The 17,861-nt window shown below is 67.3% G+C and carries 17 protein-coding genes; 7 read left to right on the top strand and 10 right to left on the bottom strand.

All coding sequences use genetic code 11. The features are described from left to right. Positions 1-133 precede the first annotated feature (133 nt). On the bottom strand, positions 134-733 hold the full coding sequence (locus BMY06_RS21755) for a short chain dehydrogenase (RefSeq protein WP_065059013.1): 600 nt from the start codon (positions 731-733) through the stop codon (positions 134-136). 108 nt (positions 734-841) lie between these two features. Here BMY06_RS21755 and BMY06_RS21750 point away from each other — a divergent pair, with 108 nt between their 5' ends. From BMY06_RS21750 to BMY06_RS21740, 3 genes are all read left to right on the top strand, one after another. Then, positions 842-1,729, top strand: coding sequence for a LysR family transcriptional regulator (locus BMY06_RS21750; RefSeq protein WP_074985126.1), 888 nt, complete (start codon positions 842-844; stop codon positions 1,727-1,729). A 108-nt stretch (positions 1,730-1,837) separates the two neighbouring features. Next, a complete protein-coding gene (locus tag BMY06_RS21745) occupies positions 1,838-2,323 on the top strand; it encodes a MerR family transcriptional regulator (RefSeq protein WP_074985124.1) in 486 nt (161 codons plus the stop codon). Next, positions 2,307-2,720, top strand: coding sequence for a carboxymuconolactone decarboxylase family protein (locus tag BMY06_RS21740; RefSeq protein WP_074985122.1), 414 nt, complete (start codon positions 2,307-2,309; stop codon positions 2,718-2,720). The genes BMY06_RS21745 and BMY06_RS21740 overlap by 17 nt, the downstream gene beginning before the upstream one ends. A 39-nt stretch (positions 2,721-2,759) precedes the next feature. Here BMY06_RS21740 and BMY06_RS21735 read toward each other — a convergent pair whose 3' ends face one another. The 7 genes from BMY06_RS21735 to BMY06_RS21705 all read right to left on the bottom strand — a co-directional run bounded on the left by BMY06_RS21735 (position 2,760) and on the right by BMY06_RS21705 (position 11,278). Continuing rightward, on the bottom strand, positions 2,760-4,340 hold the full coding sequence (locus BMY06_RS21735) for an OprD family outer membrane porin (protein ID WP_065059016.1): 1,581 nt from the start codon (positions 4,338-4,340) through the stop codon (positions 2,760-2,762). Positions 4,341-4,438: 98 nt separating this feature from the next. After that, positions 4,439-5,479 carry an ABC transporter ATP-binding protein gene (locus BMY06_RS21730; RefSeq protein ID WP_124263186.1) on the bottom strand — a complete coding sequence of 347 codons (1,041 nt, stop codon included), beginning with the start codon at positions 5,477-5,479 and terminating at the stop codon, positions 4,439-4,441. Then, on the bottom strand, positions 5,476-6,459 hold the full coding sequence (locus tag BMY06_RS21725) for an ABC transporter ATP-binding protein (protein ID WP_074985120.1): 984 nt from the start codon (positions 6,457-6,459) through the stop codon (positions 5,476-5,478). Before BMY06_RS21725 ends, BMY06_RS21730 begins: the two co-directional genes overlap by 4 nt. A gap of 1 nt (position 6,460) precedes the next feature. Next, entirely contained in the window at positions 6,461-7,354 is an 894-nt protein-coding gene (locus tag BMY06_RS21720; RefSeq protein WP_065059018.1) for an ABC transporter permease, read from the bottom strand. 23 nt (positions 7,355-7,377) lie between these two features. After that, on the bottom strand, positions 7,378-8,316 hold the full coding sequence (locus tag BMY06_RS21715; RefSeq protein WP_065059019.1) for an ABC transporter permease subunit: 939 nt from the start codon (positions 8,314-8,316) through the stop codon (positions 7,378-7,380). Between the two features lie 13 nt (positions 8,317-8,329). Continuing rightward, entirely contained in the window at positions 8,330-9,964 is a 1,635-nt protein-coding gene (locus BMY06_RS21710; protein ID WP_074985119.1) for a peptide ABC transporter substrate-binding protein, read from the bottom strand. 405 nt (positions 9,965-10,369) lie between these two features. Then, the gene (locus BMY06_RS21705) at positions 10,370-11,278 is read right to left on the bottom strand and encodes a LysR family transcriptional regulator (protein ID WP_074985117.1); all 909 of its coding nucleotides are present in this window, start codon (positions 11,276-11,278) and stop codon (positions 10,370-10,372) included. A gap of 72 nt (positions 11,279-11,350) precedes the next feature. On the opposite strand from BMY06_RS21705, the gene BMY06_RS21700 reads away from it, so the two are divergent. Then, positions 11,351-12,145, top strand: coding sequence for an NAD(P)H-dependent oxidoreductase (locus BMY06_RS21700; protein ID WP_074985115.1), 795 nt, complete (start codon positions 11,351-11,353; stop codon positions 12,143-12,145). A 9-nt stretch (positions 12,146-12,154) separates the two neighbouring features. Here BMY06_RS21700 and BMY06_RS21695 read toward each other — a convergent pair whose 3' ends face one another. Beyond that, positions 12,155-13,591, bottom strand: a complete 1,437-nt coding sequence (locus tag BMY06_RS21695) for an ATP-binding protein (RefSeq protein WP_244144325.1) — start codon at positions 13,589-13,591, stop codon at positions 12,155-12,157. 59 nt (positions 13,592-13,650) lie between these two features. Continuing rightward, entirely contained in the window at positions 13,651-14,415 is a 765-nt protein-coding gene (locus tag BMY06_RS21690; RefSeq protein ID WP_074985113.1) for a response regulator, read from the bottom strand. Positions 14,416-14,637: 222 nt separating this feature from the next. On the opposite strand from BMY06_RS21690, the gene BMY06_RS21685 reads away from it, so the two are divergent. Genes BMY06_RS21685 through BMY06_RS21675 form a run of 3 tightly spaced genes read left to right on the top strand, consistent with a single transcriptional unit; the run spans position 14,638 to position 17,791 of the window. Then, positions 14,638-15,825, top strand: coding sequence for an ABC transporter substrate-binding protein (locus BMY06_RS21685; protein WP_390968429.1), 1,188 nt, complete (start codon positions 14,638-14,640; stop codon positions 15,823-15,825). Next, on the top strand, positions 15,822-16,964 hold the full coding sequence (locus tag BMY06_RS21680; RefSeq protein WP_080180456.1) for a FecCD family ABC transporter permease: 1,143 nt from the start codon (positions 15,822-15,824) through the stop codon (positions 16,962-16,964). The genes BMY06_RS21685 and BMY06_RS21680 overlap by 4 nt, the downstream gene beginning before the upstream one ends. Then, positions 16,961-17,791 carry an ABC transporter ATP-binding protein gene (locus tag BMY06_RS21675; protein WP_074985109.1) on the top strand — a complete coding sequence of 277 codons (831 nt, stop codon included), beginning with the start codon at positions 16,961-16,963 and terminating at the stop codon, positions 17,789-17,791. Before BMY06_RS21680 ends, BMY06_RS21675 begins: the two co-directional genes overlap by 4 nt. Positions 17,792-17,861: the final 70 nt, after the last annotated feature.

Below are 17,861 nucleotides of genomic sequence, written 5' to 3'. Positions count from 1 at the left end.
GGGCCGGAGGGGCGGACGTTGGACCTGCCCCAGCGTAGGCGCGTGCCATCTCACTATCCATCGGCTAAATCCGAATTTTCCGATAGCCGATGAGAAGGCGGCGGCACGCGCTCACCGCGCCCGCGCCGGACCTTCACCAGACGCGATAAACCCGCCCCGTCTGCACGCCTTCCACGCTGCGCTGGTACGCAAGCGCCGCGCGCTGCGCAGGCACGCTTTCGAAGCCGGGGAAGAAGCCCGCGAAGCGTTCCAGCGACTCGGTCAGCACGGTCGGGCTCACCGCGTTGATGCGCCGGTTGCCGCGCAATTCCGTGGCGGCGGCGCGCACGAAGCCTTCGATCGCGCAGTTCACGGCGGTCGCGTTCGCGCCCTGGGCGATGGGTTCTTCGGCGACGATGCCGCTCGTCAGCGTGATCGAGCCGCCGTCGCTCAGATAGTGCTGGCCGATCAGCGCGAGCCGCACCTGGCCGAGCAGTTTGTCCTGCAAGCCGATGTCGAACTGCGCCGCGTTCATCTGCGCAAGCGGCCCGAAATGGACGTGACCGGTCGCCGAGACGATCGCATCCACCGTCCCGACTTCGCGGAATAGCGCGGTGACGCTGGCGTCGTCGGTGAGATCGGCGCGGTAGGCGCCGCTCGTGCGGCCCACGGGCACGATCGTGTGCGTTTCGCCGAGCGTCTGCGCGATCGCGCGGCCCACGGCGCCGCTCGCGCCGACCAGAAGGATTTTCATGTGCATCGCTCCATCGAAAAGATAACGGGATGCCCACACTATCCGCCTGACACCGTAAAGAATAAATGGACGATAATTTCGTTCACCTGAAACCAGGAGTTAGTAATCATGGACCGGCTGCGCAGTATCGAAGTGTTCGTGAGCGCCGTGGACAGCGGCAGTTTCAGTGCGGCGGCGCGCGCGCTGGACCTGAGCCCGGTGATGGTGGGCAAGCACGTGCGGCAACTGGAAACGCATCTGGGCGCGCAGCTGCTCCAGCGCAACACACGCGCGCAAAGCCTCACCGACGCGGGCCGCCGCTTCTACGAGGAAAGCCGCAAGGTGCTGGAGCAACTGGCGCTGGCGGAGGCGTCGGTGGAGCGCCTGCGCGCCGAGCCGCGCGGCACGCTGCGCATCAGCGCGGCGACCACGCTGGGCGCGTGCGTGGTCGCGCCGCTGGCGGCGGCCTATCAGAACGCGCATCCTCAGGTGCGTATCGACCTCGATCTGAGCAACGGCGTGGTCGATCTCGTCGATGAAGGCTTCGACGTCGCCGTGCGCATCGGCGCGCTCGATCCGGACCTCGATCTGATCGCCCGCCCGCTCGGCCAGTACCGCATGACGATCTGCGCCGCGCCCGCGTATCTGGCGCGGCACGGCCCGCCGCGCACGCTCGCCGACCTCGCCGATCATCGCTGTCTGAGCCACGCGGTCTGGGATCGCCGCAACGGCTGGCGGCTGCTCGGCGACAACCGCTGGCCCGAGCAGACGGACTTCGTCTGCAACGACGGCCACGGCCTGCGCCAGGCGGCGCTGCACGGCGCGGGGCTGCTGCTGCAACCGGCCATTCTCGTCGCCGACGATCTGGCGTCGGGCCGTCTCGTCAGCGTGCTCGACGCGTTCGCGCCCGAGGGACGGCCGGTGTACGCGCTGTATCGGCAGGACCGGCAGCCGCTGCCGAAGATCCGCAGTTTCGTCGATTTCCTGGCGGAGCACGCAGCGGCGCAGCTAGGCTGAGCCGCTCGAACCGGTTCGAACGGAACGCTCCGGCGTGGGCGCAAAATCGCGCTTGACCTGGAGCGCGCTCGAAGTCTCACCATCGTGGTTGTCGTTGAGGGGAAGCACATGAAAATTGGCGATGTGGCCGGCCTGACGGGCTTGTCGGTGCATACGATCCGCTACTACGAGCGCATCGGCCTGATTCCGTTCGCATTGCGCGACGGTTCCGGGCAGCGCGCGTACGACCGCTCGATTCTCGACTGGCTCGCGTTTCTGGGCCGTCTGAAGACCACCGGCATGCCGATTCAGGGCATGTTGCGCTACGCCCGGTTGCGCGCCGAAGGCGCCGCGACCGAAGCCGAGCGCTGCGCCTTGCTCGTCGAGCATCGCGACGCGGTGCGTGCCCATATCGCCGAAATGCAGGCGTGCCTCCTCGCGCTCGACGCCAAGATCGAAGGCTATTCGACCGCTCCTATTTCTTCGCAGAGGCACGCGCATGCAAACCGTCACGAACCCGACGAACCCGAACCTTCAACAACCCGCGCCGGCAGCGCCTGGCGGCGCACAGGAAAGCCGCCTCGCGCGCGGCCTGCGCATGCTGACGGCGATTGACGGCCACGCGGGCGAGCAGGTGGTGGCCTCGCTTGCCGATATCGCGCCGGACTTCGCCACGTATCTGCTGGAGTTTCCGTTCGGCGACATCTACGCGCGGCCCGGTCTCGATCTGCGCGCACGGGAGATCGCGACCATCGCGGCGCTGACCGCGCTCGGCCACGCGCAGCCGCAGCTCAAGGTGCATATCGCGGCGGGCCTGAACGTGGGACTGAGCGAAGCGGAGATCGTCGAGACGATCATGCAGATGGCGGTGTATGCGGGCTTTCCCGCCGCGCTCAACGGTTTATTCGCCGCGCGCGAGGTGTTCGCGGCGCGGCGTGCGCGGGGCGAGGACGCTGGAGCGGCCGAATCCACCGATTGCACCGAATCCACCGATCACGCGCAAGCCGCCTGAATCCTGTAAGCGCTCCGGCGGCCTGCGCGCTGATGTCGCTCAGAACAGCTTGAGCGGCACGCCCACGACGAGCCGGTATTCCATGTTGCTCGCGTCGGAGTAGTACTTCGAGCCGTGATGCCACATCGCGACGAACGAGATCTTCGTGTCCTTGAAGCGCCCGCTTTGCAGCGTGTACGAAGGGATGAAGCCGAACTCGTGATGCGAGCCGTGCACGGGCTGGCCGTTCTTCCAGTAGAGCCCGGAATCCGGATTGGCCGCCGCGCCCGCCGACGCATCCGCGCCCCAGCCCAGCGCGTACCAGAGCATCGCCTTCGCGCCCGGCAGCCCGGCGTATTTGCCGTCGAAGCCATAGCGCACCTGGAACGACTTCTCGTGCGGCGCGTTGTAATCGACGTCCATCGAGTTGACGAGATAGATGCCGTTGGTCTCGTTCACGTAATCGAAGAACTGGTCGCCGAGAATCTGCTGGAAGCCGAACAGCAGCGAATGCGCGCCGTGCTGCGCGGCCAGCGACACGCTGTACGCGTTGTTGTTGATATGGCCTTCCTTGCCGCCGCCCACGCTGTGCGTCGAGTAGATATTCGCGAAGCCGGTCCACTTGAGCGTCGACGGATCGCCGACACTCTGCTGCACCGAACCGTAATACTGGCGCCAGACGTCGTCGGCCTGATTGGCGAACAGCGCGACGCTGCCGTTCGGGCTGTAATCCCACGTGCCGCCCACGTAGCTGAAGCGCTTGAACGACACGCCGCCGTACGACGTCGTGAGGTCGGTGAGATTCGTGTGGCCGCGCGCGTTGACCTTGGTGAAGCTGCCCGCCTGCAGCACGGCGTTCGGCACGTCGCGGCTCACGAGCGAGACGCCCATGAAGGTGGGCGGTAGCGCGCGGTTGTCATGCGGCTCGAAGAACGGGTTGTCGTCGACCATGTGCAGGCCGTATTTGACGACCGTGTCCGAGACGCGCGCCTTCACGTCGTACACGCCCGGATAGCCCCACGCGAGCTGATTCGAGCCGCCGCCGCCCTTGGCCACGTGCACCATGTTGCCGGCGCCCGCGCCGCCGTCGAGCTTGAGCGCGCCGTACAGCGACGCATCCACGCCGAAGCCGATCGGCCCTTGCGTGAAGCCGGAGGTGTAGTCGAGCATCGCGCCCTGCACCCACGCGTGACGATGCGGACCGCCTTCCATGTCGAGCACGTCGGCGTAATTGCGCAGGTTGAGCGTCAGATGACTGTCGCCGATCAGGCCTTTGCTGGCGGCCTGATCCGATTGCGCGCGCGGCGGATTATCGGCGCGCACCGCTTCGTTGGTGCCTTGATCGGGCGTGGGCGCGGCGAGTTGCTCGGGCGCGTTCGGTGCGAGGAGCGGTTCAAATTGCGCTTGAGCGCGTTGCTGCGTCGTTTGGCGCGACGCTTGACGCGACTGTTTGCGTTTCGTTTTGCGCTTCGCCTTGTGCGTGGATGTCGTGCCCGCTTTTGCAGTCGACGCTGCAGAAGTCGTGCCGCCGACGGGCGCCGCTTCGGCCACGTTCGCGCCCAGCGATACCGCCAGCGATATGGCCAATACCGACGCCGCCGTCGCCAACGTCGTGCTCCTGATGCTCTGGTCTCGTTTCATCGTGTGTCTCGGATTATGTTGTCGTCGGTTCACGGCAATCATTAAGGATTGCAAATCTGTCTGGATAAACATCCGCATGCGCGAGGCATGCGGACGACTCAGGCAGCGGGAGGATCGCCGCCCGTACGCGGATGCCAGCAGGCGGCGATCGAATGGGGCGAGCCGTGCGCGTGCAGCGCGGGCGTCTGGGTGGCGCAGACCGCGAGCGCGCGCGAGCAGCGCGTGCGGAATGCACAGCCCGAAGGCGGATTGAGCGGCGAGGGGATGTCGCCGCTCAGCAGCGGCACCTCGCGCGCGCGGGCCAACGCGGGATCGGGTAGCGGCACGGCATCGAGCAGCGCCTGGGTGTACGGATGACGCGCCGCGTGGTAGAGCGCGTCGCGCTCGCCCAGCTCCATCACGCGGCCCAGATACATCACCATCACGCGATGGCTGATCGTCTTCACCACGGCGAGGTCGTGCGCGACGAACAGCAGCGAAAGTGCGAGTTCGCGCTGCAGATCGCGCAGCAGATTGACGATCTGCGCCTGGATCGACACATCGAGCGCGGAAACCGGCTCGTCGCAGATCACGAGTCCCGGTTCGCCGATCAGCGCGCGCGCGATGCCCACGCGCTGACACTGGCCGCCCGAGAATTCATGCGCGCGTCGCGCGGCGTGATGCGCGTTCAGGCCCACGCGTTCGAGCATCGTGAGCACGCGCCGCGCGATCTCCTGACGGCCGAGTTGCGGCGCGTGCGTGACGAGCGGTTCGGCGACGATCTGCGCGATCGACATGCGCGGATCGAGCGAGGCGAGCGGATCCTGGAAGATCATCTGTGCTTCGCGGCGCAGCGCGCCGAGCCGGCGGCGCGCGCCATGCACGGTTTCTTCGCCGCGCCACGTCACGCTGCCGCCCGCAACCGGCGTGAGCCCGATCACGGCGCGCGCGAGCGTCGATTTTCCGCAGCCCGATTCGCCGACGAGCCCGAGCGTTTCGCCGCGCCGCACGTCGAACGACACGCCGTCCACCGCGCGCAGCGTCGCCTGCTGCCACGGCCAGTGGCCGCGCTTGACGCGAAAGTGCACGGCGAGATCGCGCACGCTCAGCAGCGTGCCGGATGCGGCGATGTCGGATGTTGTGGTGAGCGTGGCGGTCATGCGTGCGCTCCTCGCGCGACGGGCGCGGGCAAATGGCAAGCGCGTTCGCGCGCGCCGGATGCGCGCAGCAGCGGCGTTTCCTGGTGACAGCGCTCGAACGCTTGTGCGCAGCGCGGCGCAAAGGCGCATCCCTGGCCGCCGCTGCCGGGCAGCGGCGGATTGCCGGCAATCGTGCGCAGCGGCGCGCCGCCGGGCGCGTCGAGTCGCGGCAGCGCGCCGAGCAGACCGACGGTGTACGGATGCATGGGACTGTTGAATAACGAGGTGGCCGATGCCTTCTCGACCGCGCGTCCGGCGTACATCACCATGACGTCGTCGCAGAGTTCGGCGACGACGCCCATATCGTGTGTGATCAGCAGAATGGCCGTGCCGCGCTCGCGATTCATCTCGCGCAGCAGCGCCATGATCTGCGCCTGCACGGTGACGTCGAGCGCCGTGGTGGGTTCGTCGGCGATCAGCACGTCGGGCTCCATCATGAGCGCCGTGGCGATCAGCACGCGCTGGCGCATGCCGCCGGAAAACTCGTGCGGATAGAGGCCGATGCGGCGCGCGGCGTCGGGAATGCGCACGCGTTCGAGCGCTTCGATCGCCCGCGTGCGCGCCGCGCGGCGCGTGAGCTTGCGATGCCGTTGCAGCGACTCGGTCATCTGCCGCTCGATCGTGAGGAACGGATTGAGCGAGGTCATCGGGTCCTGGAAGATCATCGCGATGCGGTCGCCGCGAATGCGGTTCAGCGCGCCGGGCTTCATCGCGAGCAGATCGTCGCCGCGAAAACGCGCGTGACCATGCGCGCGCCCGTTCGACGCGAGCAGGCCGAGCATCGCCATGACGGTCTGGCTCTTGCCCGAGCCCGATTCGCCGACGATGCCGAGCGTGCCGCCCGCTTCGAGCGCAAACGAAACATCGTGGACGACCGTGAGCGGCGGCCCGTCGCGACGCATGAAACGCACGCCGAGTTGTTCGACTTCGAGTAGCGCCATCTCAACGCTCCCGCGGGTCGAGCGCATCGCGCAGCCCGTCGCCGACGAAGTTCACGCAATAGAGCGTCGTGCACAGCAGCGCGGCGGGACAGAGCAGCAGCCACGGCATGGCTTCGAGCTTCTGCGCGCCGTCCTCGATCAGCACGCCCCAGCTCGTCATCGGTTCCTGCACGCCGAGGCCGAGGAACGACAGCACCGACTCCGTGAGAATGATGGCCGGGACCGTGACCGTCGCGTACACGGCGACGATGCCCGCGAGATTCGGCACGATATGCCGGACGATGATCGCGGCAGGCTTCACGCCGATGGCGCGCGCCGCGTCGACGAACTCGCGCGTGCGCAGCGAGAGCGTTTGACCACGCACCACGCGCGCCATGTCGAGCCACGAGAACGCGCTGATCGTCAGCACGACGAGCGAGAACGCGCGGCCAAACAGCGTGACCATCAGGATCGCGATCAGCATGTACGGAATCGCGTACATCATGTCGACGAGGCGCATGAGGACGGCGTCCGTGCGGCCGCCGAGATAGCCGGCCGTGGCGCCGACCAGCACGCCCGCGAGCGTCGACACCAGCGTGCCGAGCAGCCCGACTTCGAGCGAGACGCGTCCGCCGACGAGCGTGCGCGCGAGCAGATCGCGGCCGAGTTCGTCGGTGCCGAACCAGTGGCCACCTTGCAGCGTGGGCGCGAGGCTGATGGCGCTCCAGTCGCTTTCGGTGGGCGAATTCGTCAGCAGCAGCGGGCCGATGAAACAGGCGAGCGCGATCAGCACGAGCAGCGCGAGACTCGCGAGCGCCGCGCGATGGCGCACGAAACGCGCGAGCGCGGGCGGCAACGCGCGCCGTGTCCGGCGTGTCTCGTCGGCGTGCGCAGGAGGAGTGGAGAGGGCATTCATGGCGTGAAAATGAACAGGCGCGATCAGTAGCGGATGCGCGGATCGAGCCACGCATACGCCAGATCGACGAGCAGGTTGAACAGCACGGCGCAGACCGTGGTGAGCACGACGAGGCCGAGCACGAGCGTGTAATCGCGATTGACCGCGCCGTTGACGACCAGTTGGCCGAGCCCCGGCAGCGCGAACACCGACTCGGTGACCACGGCGGCCGTGATCGACGAAATGCATACCGGGCCGAGCAGCGACACCACCGGCATGAGCGCGGGACGCAGCGCATGGCGCAGCACGATGGTGTGGCCGGGCAGACCCTTGGCGCGCGCGGTGCGGATAAAGTTGCCGGATAGCACTTCGATCAGGCTGCCGCGCATCACGCGCGCGATCGACGCCATGTTGACGACCACCAGCAGCGCGATGGGCAGCACGCGGTAATGCCACTCGCCGTCGCCCCAGCCGCCGGCGGGCAGCAAGCCGACGCCGTCGTGCGATTTGATCAGGATGGCGAAACACAGCACGAGCACCGGACCGAGCACGAACGGCGGCACCACGTTGCCGAGATTGCCGAGCAGCATCACCGCATGGTCGATCAGGCTGTTGCGGCGCACGGCGGCCAGCGCGCCCAGCGCCACGCCGAACAGCACGGCGAGCGGAATCGACACGCCGCCGATGCCGAGGCTGATCGGCAGCGCCTTGCGCACGAGTTCGTTCACGGACCAGTCGGCGTACCGGAACGAGCTGCCGAGATCGCCGTGCAGCAGCGCGCCCAGATAGCGCAGATACTGCTGCCAGAGCGGTTCGTCGAGGTGGTAGCGCGCGTTGAGATTCGCGAGCGCCGCCGCCGAGAGCGGCTTGTCGGTGTCGAACGGGCCGCCGGGCGTGCAATGCAGCAGCAGGAAGCAGGCGGTCACGACCGCGAGCACGGTGGGGATCGCCCAGAGCAGGCGGCGCAAGGTATAGGCGAACATGGCGAGGCGCGGATCAGTGCTTGAGGATGTACATGTCCTGCGTGGCGCGCTGGTCGATGTAGTTCGTCAGCGAATAGCCCGCGACATAGGACTTCACGAGACGCGCGCTCGCGTACTGAAACAGCGGCAGCAGCGGCGTGTCGGCCATCGCGCGATTGAACGCCTCGGTGAGCATCGCTTCGCGTTTCGTCTCGTCGGTCTGGCGATTCGCCTGTGCGACGTCGGCATCCACTTTCTGATTGCAGTAACGCTGATCGTTCTGCGGGCTGCCGCATTGAATCAAGCCGAAGTACGACATCGCGTCGTTGTAGTCGACATACCAGCCGTCGCGCGCGATCTGATATGCCGCGTCGTGACGTTGCTTGAGCAGCACCTTGAATTCGAGGTTCTCGATCGTCGCGTTCACGCCGAGCTTCGTGCGCCACTCGCTCGTTGCGAACAGCGCGACCTTCTTGTGCATCTCGTTGGTGTTGTAGATCAGCTTGAAACTCAGCGGCTTCGCATCGGAATAACCGGCCGCTTTCAGCAGACCGCGCGCGGCTTCCACGCGTTTCGCCATCGGCCACGCGGCCCAGTCGGGCGCATACGGATGCGCGCCTTTCGTGCCGTTCACGATCAGGCCATAGGCGGGACGCTCGCCGTTCTGCGTGATCTTCGCGGTGAGCAGGTCGCGGTCGAGCACCATCGACAGCGCCTGACGCACACGCGCGTCGCGCAGCGCGGGATCGGTGTTGTTGAGCGCGTAGTAGTACGTGCCGATCTGCGTGCCGGCGCGCAGATCGGGACCGAACTGCTTCTGGATCTGCGCGTACTGGCCGGACGGCAGTTGATACGTCATGTCGATCTGGCCGGACTGGAACATGCGCATGGCGGTTTCGTCGCTCTCGATCGGCAGATACGTGACCTTCGAAATGGCGACGCGCGCGGCGTTCCAGTACTGCGGATTCTTCATCAGCACGATGCGGTTGTTCGGCTGCCAGTCGGCGAGCACGTACGGACCGTTGCTGACGAGATTGCCGGGACGCGTCCAGCTCGCGCCATACTTCGCGACGGTCGCGCGGTCGATGGGCGCCATGCTCGCACTGGCCGTCAGTTCGGGGAAGAAGGGCGCGGGCGCTTCGGTCTTGACTTCGAGCGTGGTCGCGTCGATCGCGCGCGCGCCCAGACTCGTCGCGGGCGACTTGCCCGCGATGACGGCCTTCGCGTTCTGGAGGAATTCGATCGCGACGGTATAGACCGAGGCCGTCTTCGGATCGGCCATGCGCTGCCATGCGTAGACGAAATCGGCGGCGGTCACCGGATGGCCGTCGCTCCATTTCGCCTCGCGGCGCAGCTTGAAGATCCACGTATCGGGCGTGGGATGCGTCCACGATTCGGCCACGCCCGGCACCACGTTGCCCGCCGCGTCGATGCGCGTGAGCCCTTCATACACGTCGATGCCCACGAGATTCGCGCCAACCGATTCGATGCGTGCGGGATCGAGCGACTCGATTTCGGCGAGCAGTTGCCGCGTGATCTCCTGCTTCTGCGCGAGCGCGGTGCCAGCCGGAATCGTGACGGCGAACACGCCGCCGCTTTGCGCGACGCTGAACGTGGTGATCGCGGCGAACGCAGCGGCGCGGAGTAAAAGTCGGGTACGGTAGCTCATTCGTGATCCTGATTAACTGTTCTTTGACATTGACGTGCCGGTCGTCCGCTTGTCGTTCGATGACGCGAGGCGATTAACGCGCGCTGCCGCGTGAAAATTCGAGAATTAGCCTGCTCTGGCGAGCCGGGGGCGATTATTGAAACCGCGCCAGGGCTTGTCAATCCGGAGGGATGCGCCGCAAGAATCGGAGTTATCTGATAGTGGGGCGTTGGCGGCGTGTGCGCGCTTCGAGCGTGCGTGATGCACGCGAATGCGTAAGCCGTTGATATTGAGTGACTTATTTTGCGCGATGTCGGCGGCGATCCGGGCGATGCCGCGCGCGCTTTGCGCAATGGGTTACACGAGCGCGCCGCGCGATGTTTCGCGCCGTGACGGCGCGTTGCGTTTAATCAATCGCGCAAGCGCTCACATCGCGGCGGCGATCTGCTCGCGCAGCCAGCGATGCGCCGGATCGCGATGCACGCGCTCGTGCCACAGCATGCACATCTCATAACCGGGCACCTCGACGGGCGCTTCGACAAGCCGCAGCGCCGGATTGCCGCGCACGAGCCGCCACGGCAGCATCGCGACCAGATCGGTCTGCGAGATCGCGGCGATCACGAACAGAAAATGCGGCACCGAGAGCACCACGCGGCGCGCGAGTCCCGCTTGCGCGAGCGCTTCGTCGGTGACGCCGCGAAAGCCGCCGCCGTCCGGCGAAACGATTACGTGTTCGAGTTCGCAGAACTGCTTCGCGTTCGGACGGCGCTTCAGGCGCGGATGTCCGGCGCGCCCGGCCAGCACGTAACGCTCCTTGAACAGCAGTTTCTGGCGCAGCGTGTCGGGCGCGCCGCTGACGATATGCATCGCGAGATCGATCTCGCCCTGTTCGGCGGCCCTGGCGAGATTCGCGGGCGGCAGTTCGATCACGGCGAGGCGCGTATGCGGCGCGGTCGCGCGCAGCGCGTTGAGCGCGGGCAGCACGATGGTCGATTCGCCGTAGTCGGTGGCGGACACGCGCCAGGTGTGTTGCGCCGCCGACGGATCGAACGGGCCTTCGGGCGCGACCGCACGCTCCAGCGCGTCGAGCGCTTCATGCAGCGGTTCGCGCAAGGACTCGGCGCGCGCCGTCGGCCGCATGCCGCGCGGGCCGGGCAGCAGCAGCGGGTCGCCGAGCAGGTCGCGCAGACGCGCCAGTTGCACGCTCACGGCGGGCTGCGAAAAGGCGAGCCGTTCGGCCGCACGCGTGACGTTGAGTTCGTCGAGCAGCACGTCGAGCGTGACCAGCAGATTCAGATCGAGACGACGGAGATTATTCACGGTAATACCTGCCATTGCCGATATTCATTTCCACTATAGCAGAGCGGCCACTAAGCTCGACCTCACTTACCCAAACGGAGTGTCGTCATGAACGTGCTGCTGGTCTATGCCCATCCCGAACCGCGCTCGCTGAACGGTTCGCTCAAGAACTTCACCGTCGAGCGTCTCGAACGCGCGGGCCATACGGTGCAGGTCTCGGATCTCTACGCGATGAACTGGAAAGCCACGCTCGACGCCGACGACGCGCCCGCGCGCGATCTCGCCGAGCCGTTTCGTCCGTCCGCCGATTCGCGCCACGCATTCGAAGGCGGCACGCAACCCGCGGATATCGCCGCCGAGCAGGAAAAACTGCGCTGGGCCGACGCCGTGATCCTGCAATTTCCGCTCTGGTGGTTCACGATGCCTGCGATCCTGAAGGGCTGGGTGGAGCGCGTGTATGCCTACGGTTTCGCGTACGGCGTGGGCGAGCATTCGGATCAGCGCTGGGGCAGCCGTTACGGCGAAGGCACGCTGGCCGGCAAGCGCGCGATGCTGATCGTGACCACGGGCGGCTGGGAGTCGCATTACGGTCCGCGCGGCATCAACGGGCCGATCGACGACATACTGTTTCCGATCCAGCACGGCGTGCTGTATTACCCCGGTTTCGACGTGCTGCCGCCGTTCGTGGTCTATCGCACGAGCCGCATGGACGACGCGCGTTTTGCGCAGACGCGTGCGGCGCTCGGCGAGCGGCTCGACCATTTGTGGGAGACGGCGCCCATCGCATTTCGTCAGCAGAATGCGGGGGCTTACGAGATTCCCGCGTTGACCTTGCGCGACGAGATCGCGCCCGGGCGCACGGGTTTTGCCGCGCATGTCGATGGCGCGGGCGCGGCTTCCTGAGCGTGTGGATCAGTCGTCGCGCGGCAGCACGAGTTCGGCGTCCAGACCGGCGATGCGGCCCTGTTCGATGCGATTTACGAGCGTGAGGGTGCCGCCGTGCGCGGCGGCCACGCTGCGCGCGATGGTGAGTCCGAGGCCCGTGCCGCCTGCCTGCGCTTCGCCTTCGCCGCCGTCATCGCGCCGCAGCGAGGCAATGCGGAAATACGGCTCGAACACGCGTTCGCGCAACGCGTCGTCGGCGATACCGGGGCCGTTGTCGCTCACGGTCACGTGCACGCTGTCGCCATCGTCGCGCACCGCGATGTGCGCCGCGCCGCCGTAGCGGATCGCGTTGTCCACGAGATTTTGCAGACCGCGCTTGAGATTGCGCGCAAAGCCGCGCACGGGCGCACGCGTCGCGCCGGTCACGCTGACGGCCTGACCGGCCTCGCGCGCGTCGGCGGCGAGGCCTTCGAGCATCGAGTCGAGATCGATTTTCTGATGCGCCTCCGTGACTTCCACGCCTTGCACGACGTCGAGCGTCGCGCGCACCATCGCTTCCATTTCATCGAGGTCGCCGCGCAGCCGCTCGCGCCACGCGGGATCGGGCAGCATTTCCGCGCGCAGCCGCAAGCGCGTGAGCGGCGAGCGCAGATCGTGCGAAACCGCCGCGAGAAAGCGCGCGCGCTGCGCGAAGCTGTCGATCAATTGCTGCTGCATCGCGTTGAATGAATGCGCCGCGCTGCGCACTTCCTGCGGCCCGGTTTCGGGCAGCGGTGCCCGATGGATGTTGCGGCCGAGCGCCTGCGCCGCACGCGTGAGTTGACGCAACGGCGCGAGCGCGAAACGCACGCCGACGAACGCAATCGCGCAGACCGCCGCGAAGCGCAGCAGATAAATCCGCAGCAAATAATCGAACACGAGTTCGCCGCGTTCCGAATGCATGCCGGCCTGGCCTTCCTTCGATTGAATCTCGAGCCAGCCTTGCTGCGGAATATTCAGGAGTACGTGGAAATCGCCCGTCGGCATGCGCGAGTCGAACAGGCTGAGGATGCCGCGATGACGGCCGTCGTCGTCGCGCAGATGCGCATCGAGCAGACGCACTTCGATGAGCGTGCCGAGGCGTTTGCGGATCACGCCTTCGATCAGCCCGCCCGTCGCGCGCAACGTGAGCGAGGGCGCGGGCGGCGCGGCGGGCGGCGTGCCCTGCACCCAATGCAACTGGTAGCGGTCGTCGCCGAGTGCGCTCAGCACGCTCGCGCGCGCGGCGGCGTCGGGCGCGCGTTCGAGCAGGCGCACGGTATCGGCGAGGCGGCTCGCGAACAGGCGCGCGGGGATTTCGAGCGTGCGGTTGTCGTGCGTGTCGAACCAGATCGTGCTGGTGAGCAACTGGCCCGCGAACATGCCCGCCGCGAGGATCAGCACGAGACGGCCGAACAGCGTGTCGGGCCAGAAGGCGCGCTTCACGCGCTGCCATCCGCGTTGCAGACCCCGTTGCAAGCCACACGTCGGGGCGTCCGGCGTCGTCACGCTTCGTGGCTCACATCGGCGACCAGCATGTAGCCCTCGTTGCGCACCGTGCGGATCAGCGCGGCATTGCGCGCCGAATCCTTGAGGTGATGGCGCAGACGGCTCACGCACACGTCGATCGAACGGTCGAGCGGCGTGTGGTCCTTGTCGAACACCTGTTCGAGCAGAAATTCTCGCGACAGCGGCCGGTTCGGATGATCGAGCAGCGTGCGCAGCGTGCGGTAATCGGAGCCGCCAAGCGAGACCACCACGCCGTCGGGCGAGAGCATCTGCTTCATGCGTGTGTCCAGACGCCAGCCCGCGAAACTCACGAACGCGCTGGCGTCGCCGTGGCGTCCGTGCTGGGCGTGCGGCGCAGGGTGCGCATGCGCCGCGTGGGGCGAACCCGAACCCGGCACGACGCGCGCACGGCGCAGCACGACCTTGATCTTCGCGACCAGTTCGCGCGGATCGAAGGGCTTGGGCAGATAGTCGTCGGCGCCCATTTCGAGGCCGAGAATGCGGTCGAGCAGGCCGCCGCGCGCCGACAGCATGATGATCGGCACCGCGTTTTCGCGGCGCAATTCGCGCGTGAGATCGAGGCCGTCCTCGCCGTCGAGCATGAGGTCGAGCACGATCAGGTCGATCTTTTGCTGGCGCAGCGTCTGCTTCATCTGCGCGCCATTGGTGGCCGCGCTCGCTTCGTAGCCCATGTCGCGCAGATAGTCGCGCAGGAGCGTGCGGATATTGGGGTCGTCGTCGACGACGAGTATGTGGTCCATCGCTGTTCTTTTTCCGCTGCGGGCGGCGCCAACACATTCCATTACAAAAGCGCCGCTTCTCAACACATTGCCATTACATCGCGCCGCTAAAGTGTGGCCTGCAAATAGCAATCGTTCTCATTTATGAACTATATCACGCCCGTTTCCCGCGCCGCGATTGCGTCGCACGCCGAACCTTTCGCCCGCCTTGCACGCACGGCCGCCGCCGCGGCCACGCTGGCGATGGGGCTGTGCCTGAGCGCCTCGCAGGTGTGGGCCGCCACGCCTGCTGCACCCGCCACGTCGAGCGCGGCCGCCACGGTCAATGCCGCGGCCGCGCCCGCCGCGCAGACCGTCACCGACCTCGCCGGCCGCACGGTGAAGATTCCCGCCAATCCGCACCGCATCCTGCTCGGCGAAAGCCGTCTGCTGTCGGCGCTCGCGCTGCTCGAAGGCCAGCAGCCGCTCGCGCGCATCGTCGGCTGGCAGGGCGATCTGCCCGCGATGGACCCGCAGACCTTCGACGCCTACGCGCGCAAGTTCCCGCAGATCCGCACGATTGCGCTGATCGGCAAGGCGACCGAGGACAGCATCAGCGACGAAAAGGCGCTCGCGCTCAAGCCCGACGTGGCGATTTTCAGCGTCGCCGGTCACGGCCCGAGCCGCTACAACGCGCTCGTGAAGCAACTGGAAGCGACCGGCACGACGGTGGTGTTCATCGACTTCCGCGTGCACCCGATGCAGAACACGCTGCCGAGCATCAAGCTGCTCGGCCAGGTGCTGCACCGCGAGCAGCAGGCCGATGCGTATATCGCGTTCTACCGGCAGCATCTCGCGGCGGTCGAGAACGTCGTCGACAAGATTCCGGAGAACCAGCGTCCGAAGGTGTTCGTCGACATGCTCGCGGGCGTGTGGGACGCGGGCTGCTGCCACACGGCGGGCAAGGGCAATTTCGGCGAGTTCGTGCAGGCCGCGGGCGGCCGCAATATCGCGGCGGATCTGCTGCCGGGCGTGCTCGGCGACATCAGCATGGAGCAGGTGATCGCCTCGAAGCCCGATGTCTATATCGCCACCGGCAGCCGCACCAAGCCGGGCCTCGCGTCGCTGCGCGTGGGCGCGGAAACGAGCGAGCACGATGCGCAGGCGAGCCTCGCGCAACTGGTGGCGCGTCCGGGCTTCGACACCATCAAGGCGATTCACGATGGCCGCGTGCACGGCATCTCGCACAACTACTACGACTCGCCGTACAACATTCTGGCGATCGAGGCGTTCGCGAAGTGGTTCTATCCGCAGCAGTTCAAATCGCTCGACGTGAAGACGACGCAGGAGGAGTTGTATCGACGCTTCCTGGCCGTGCCGGTGAGCGGCACCGATTGGGTCGATGCGCCGCTGCAAACCCAGGCCGGCGCGCAGAACGAGGCCGCGCGATGAGCGACGCGCGCCTGCCGGCCGGTTCGGGCTGGCGCGCGCACCCCGAAGCCGACGCCGATGCTGATGCCGAAGCGAGGCGCGCTGCGCAAGGCGAGGAGGCCGCGCGGCAGTTGCGCGCCTACACGCGGCTCACGCGCCGGCGCGCGCTCCTGCTGGTGGCGGTCGCGCTGCTGATCGCGGCGTCGCTGCTCGTCGATCTCAGTTCCGGGCCGTCGGGCCTGCCGCTCGCGACGCTGCTGCGCACGCTGTTCGAACGCGCGTCCGCCGATCCGGCCAACGCCGTGATCGTCTGGCAGATCCGCTTGCCTTACGCGGTGATGGCGCTCGCGGTCGGCGCGGCGCTCGGCCTCTCGGGCGCGGAGATGCAGACCATCCTCAACAATCCGCTCGCGAGTCCGTACACGCTGGGCGTGTCGGCGGCGGCGGCGTTCGGCGCGTCGCTGGCCATCGTGCTCGATCTCGCGATTCCGGGCGTGGCGCAGACGTGGATCGTCTCCGCCAATGCGTTCGTGTTCGCGTTCGCCTCGGCGCTCGTGCTCGATCTGGTCGCGCGCTGGCGCGGCATGAGCACGGCGGGCGTGGTGCTGATGGGCATCGCACTGGTGTTCTCGTTTCATGCGCTCGTCGAGCTGATGCAGTTCATCGCGTCCGCCGACGCGCTCCAGGGTCTCGTGTTCTGGACGCTCGGCTCGCTCGCGCGCGCGGACTGGCCGAAGATCGGCGTGCTCGCGGCGGCGCTCGCGATCGCCTTGCCGCTCTCGATGAAAAACGCGTGGGCGCTGACCGCGCTGCGTCTCGGCGAAGACCGCGCGGCGAGCTTCGGCATCGATGTGAAGCGGCTGCGTCTGGGCACGCTGCTGCGCGTGGCGGTGCTCTCGGCGCTCGCGGTGTCGTTCGTCGGCACCATCGGTTTTGTCGGGCTGATCGCGCCGCACGTCGCGCGCGCGCTGTTCGGCGAGGACCATCGCTTCTATCTGCCGGGCAGCCTGTTGCTCGGCGCGCTGATGCTGTCGATGGCGTCGATCGCCTCGAAGCTGCTGATTCCGGGCGTGCTGATTCCGGTCGGCATCGTCACGGCGCTGGTGGGCATTCCGCTGTTCCTCGGCATCGTGGTGCGCTCGCAGGGAGGCTCGGCATGAACGGTCTCGCGATTCACGACCTGAGCGTGCGGTATGGCCGCCGCGACGTGCTGCGCGGCCTGAGCGCCGGGCCGCTGCCGCGCGGCGAGATCACGGCGCTGCTCGGGCCGAATGGCAGCGGCAAGTCCACGCTGCTGCGCACGCTCGCGGGCCTTGCGAAACCGGCGGCGGGTTCGCTCACGCTCGATGGCGCGCCGCTCGCGCTCACGGCGGCGAGCGCGCGTTCGCACAGCGTGGTCTATCTGCCGCAGGCCTTGCCGGCGGGCGTGCGGCTGCAGGTGCTGGAGTCGGTGCTGGTGGCCGCGCGCGCGGGCCGCGATCCGGCCTTGCGCGAGCGCACCGGAACCGCCGCGCAGCGCGATCTCGCGACGGCGCACGCGACGCTCGAACGGCTCGACATCGCGACGCTCGCGAACCGCTCGCTCGACGAACTCTCGGGCGGCCAGCGCCAGCTCGTCGGCATTGCGCAGGCGCTGGTGCGCGAGCCGCAGGTGCTGCTGCTCGACGAGCCGCTCTCGGCGCTCGATCTCAATCACCAGTATCAGGTGATGGCGGTACTGCGCGACGTCACGCGCGAGCGCGGCATCGCCACCGTAGTCGTTCTACACGACATCAACGCGGCGTTGCGCGCCTGTGATCGCGCGATGCTGCTGCACGACGGGCACATCGCGCACTTCGGCCCGAGCGCCGAAGTCGTCACGCCCGCCAGTCTTGCGCAGGTTTTCGGAGTCCGCGCACGCATCGAGCCTTGCTCGCGCGGTCTTCATCAAGTGCTGATCGACGGCATCGCCGATCGCCAGGGCATCGCCAGTCGCCACACGCGTTAAGCGTGCCGCGCGGCCCAGCCAGCCCACCCTCCATCCGTTTGTTCCGCTGTGCCGATGGCGCGTCGTTTCG

Source organism: Paraburkholderia tropica, from assembly GCF_900109265.1.
Classification (GTDB): domain Bacteria; phylum Pseudomonadota; class Gammaproteobacteria; order Burkholderiales; family Burkholderiaceae; genus Paraburkholderia; species Paraburkholderia tropica.
The sequence above is the reverse complement of the archived record's forward strand: the minus strand, read 5'-3'. Positions and strand labels throughout refer to the sequence as shown.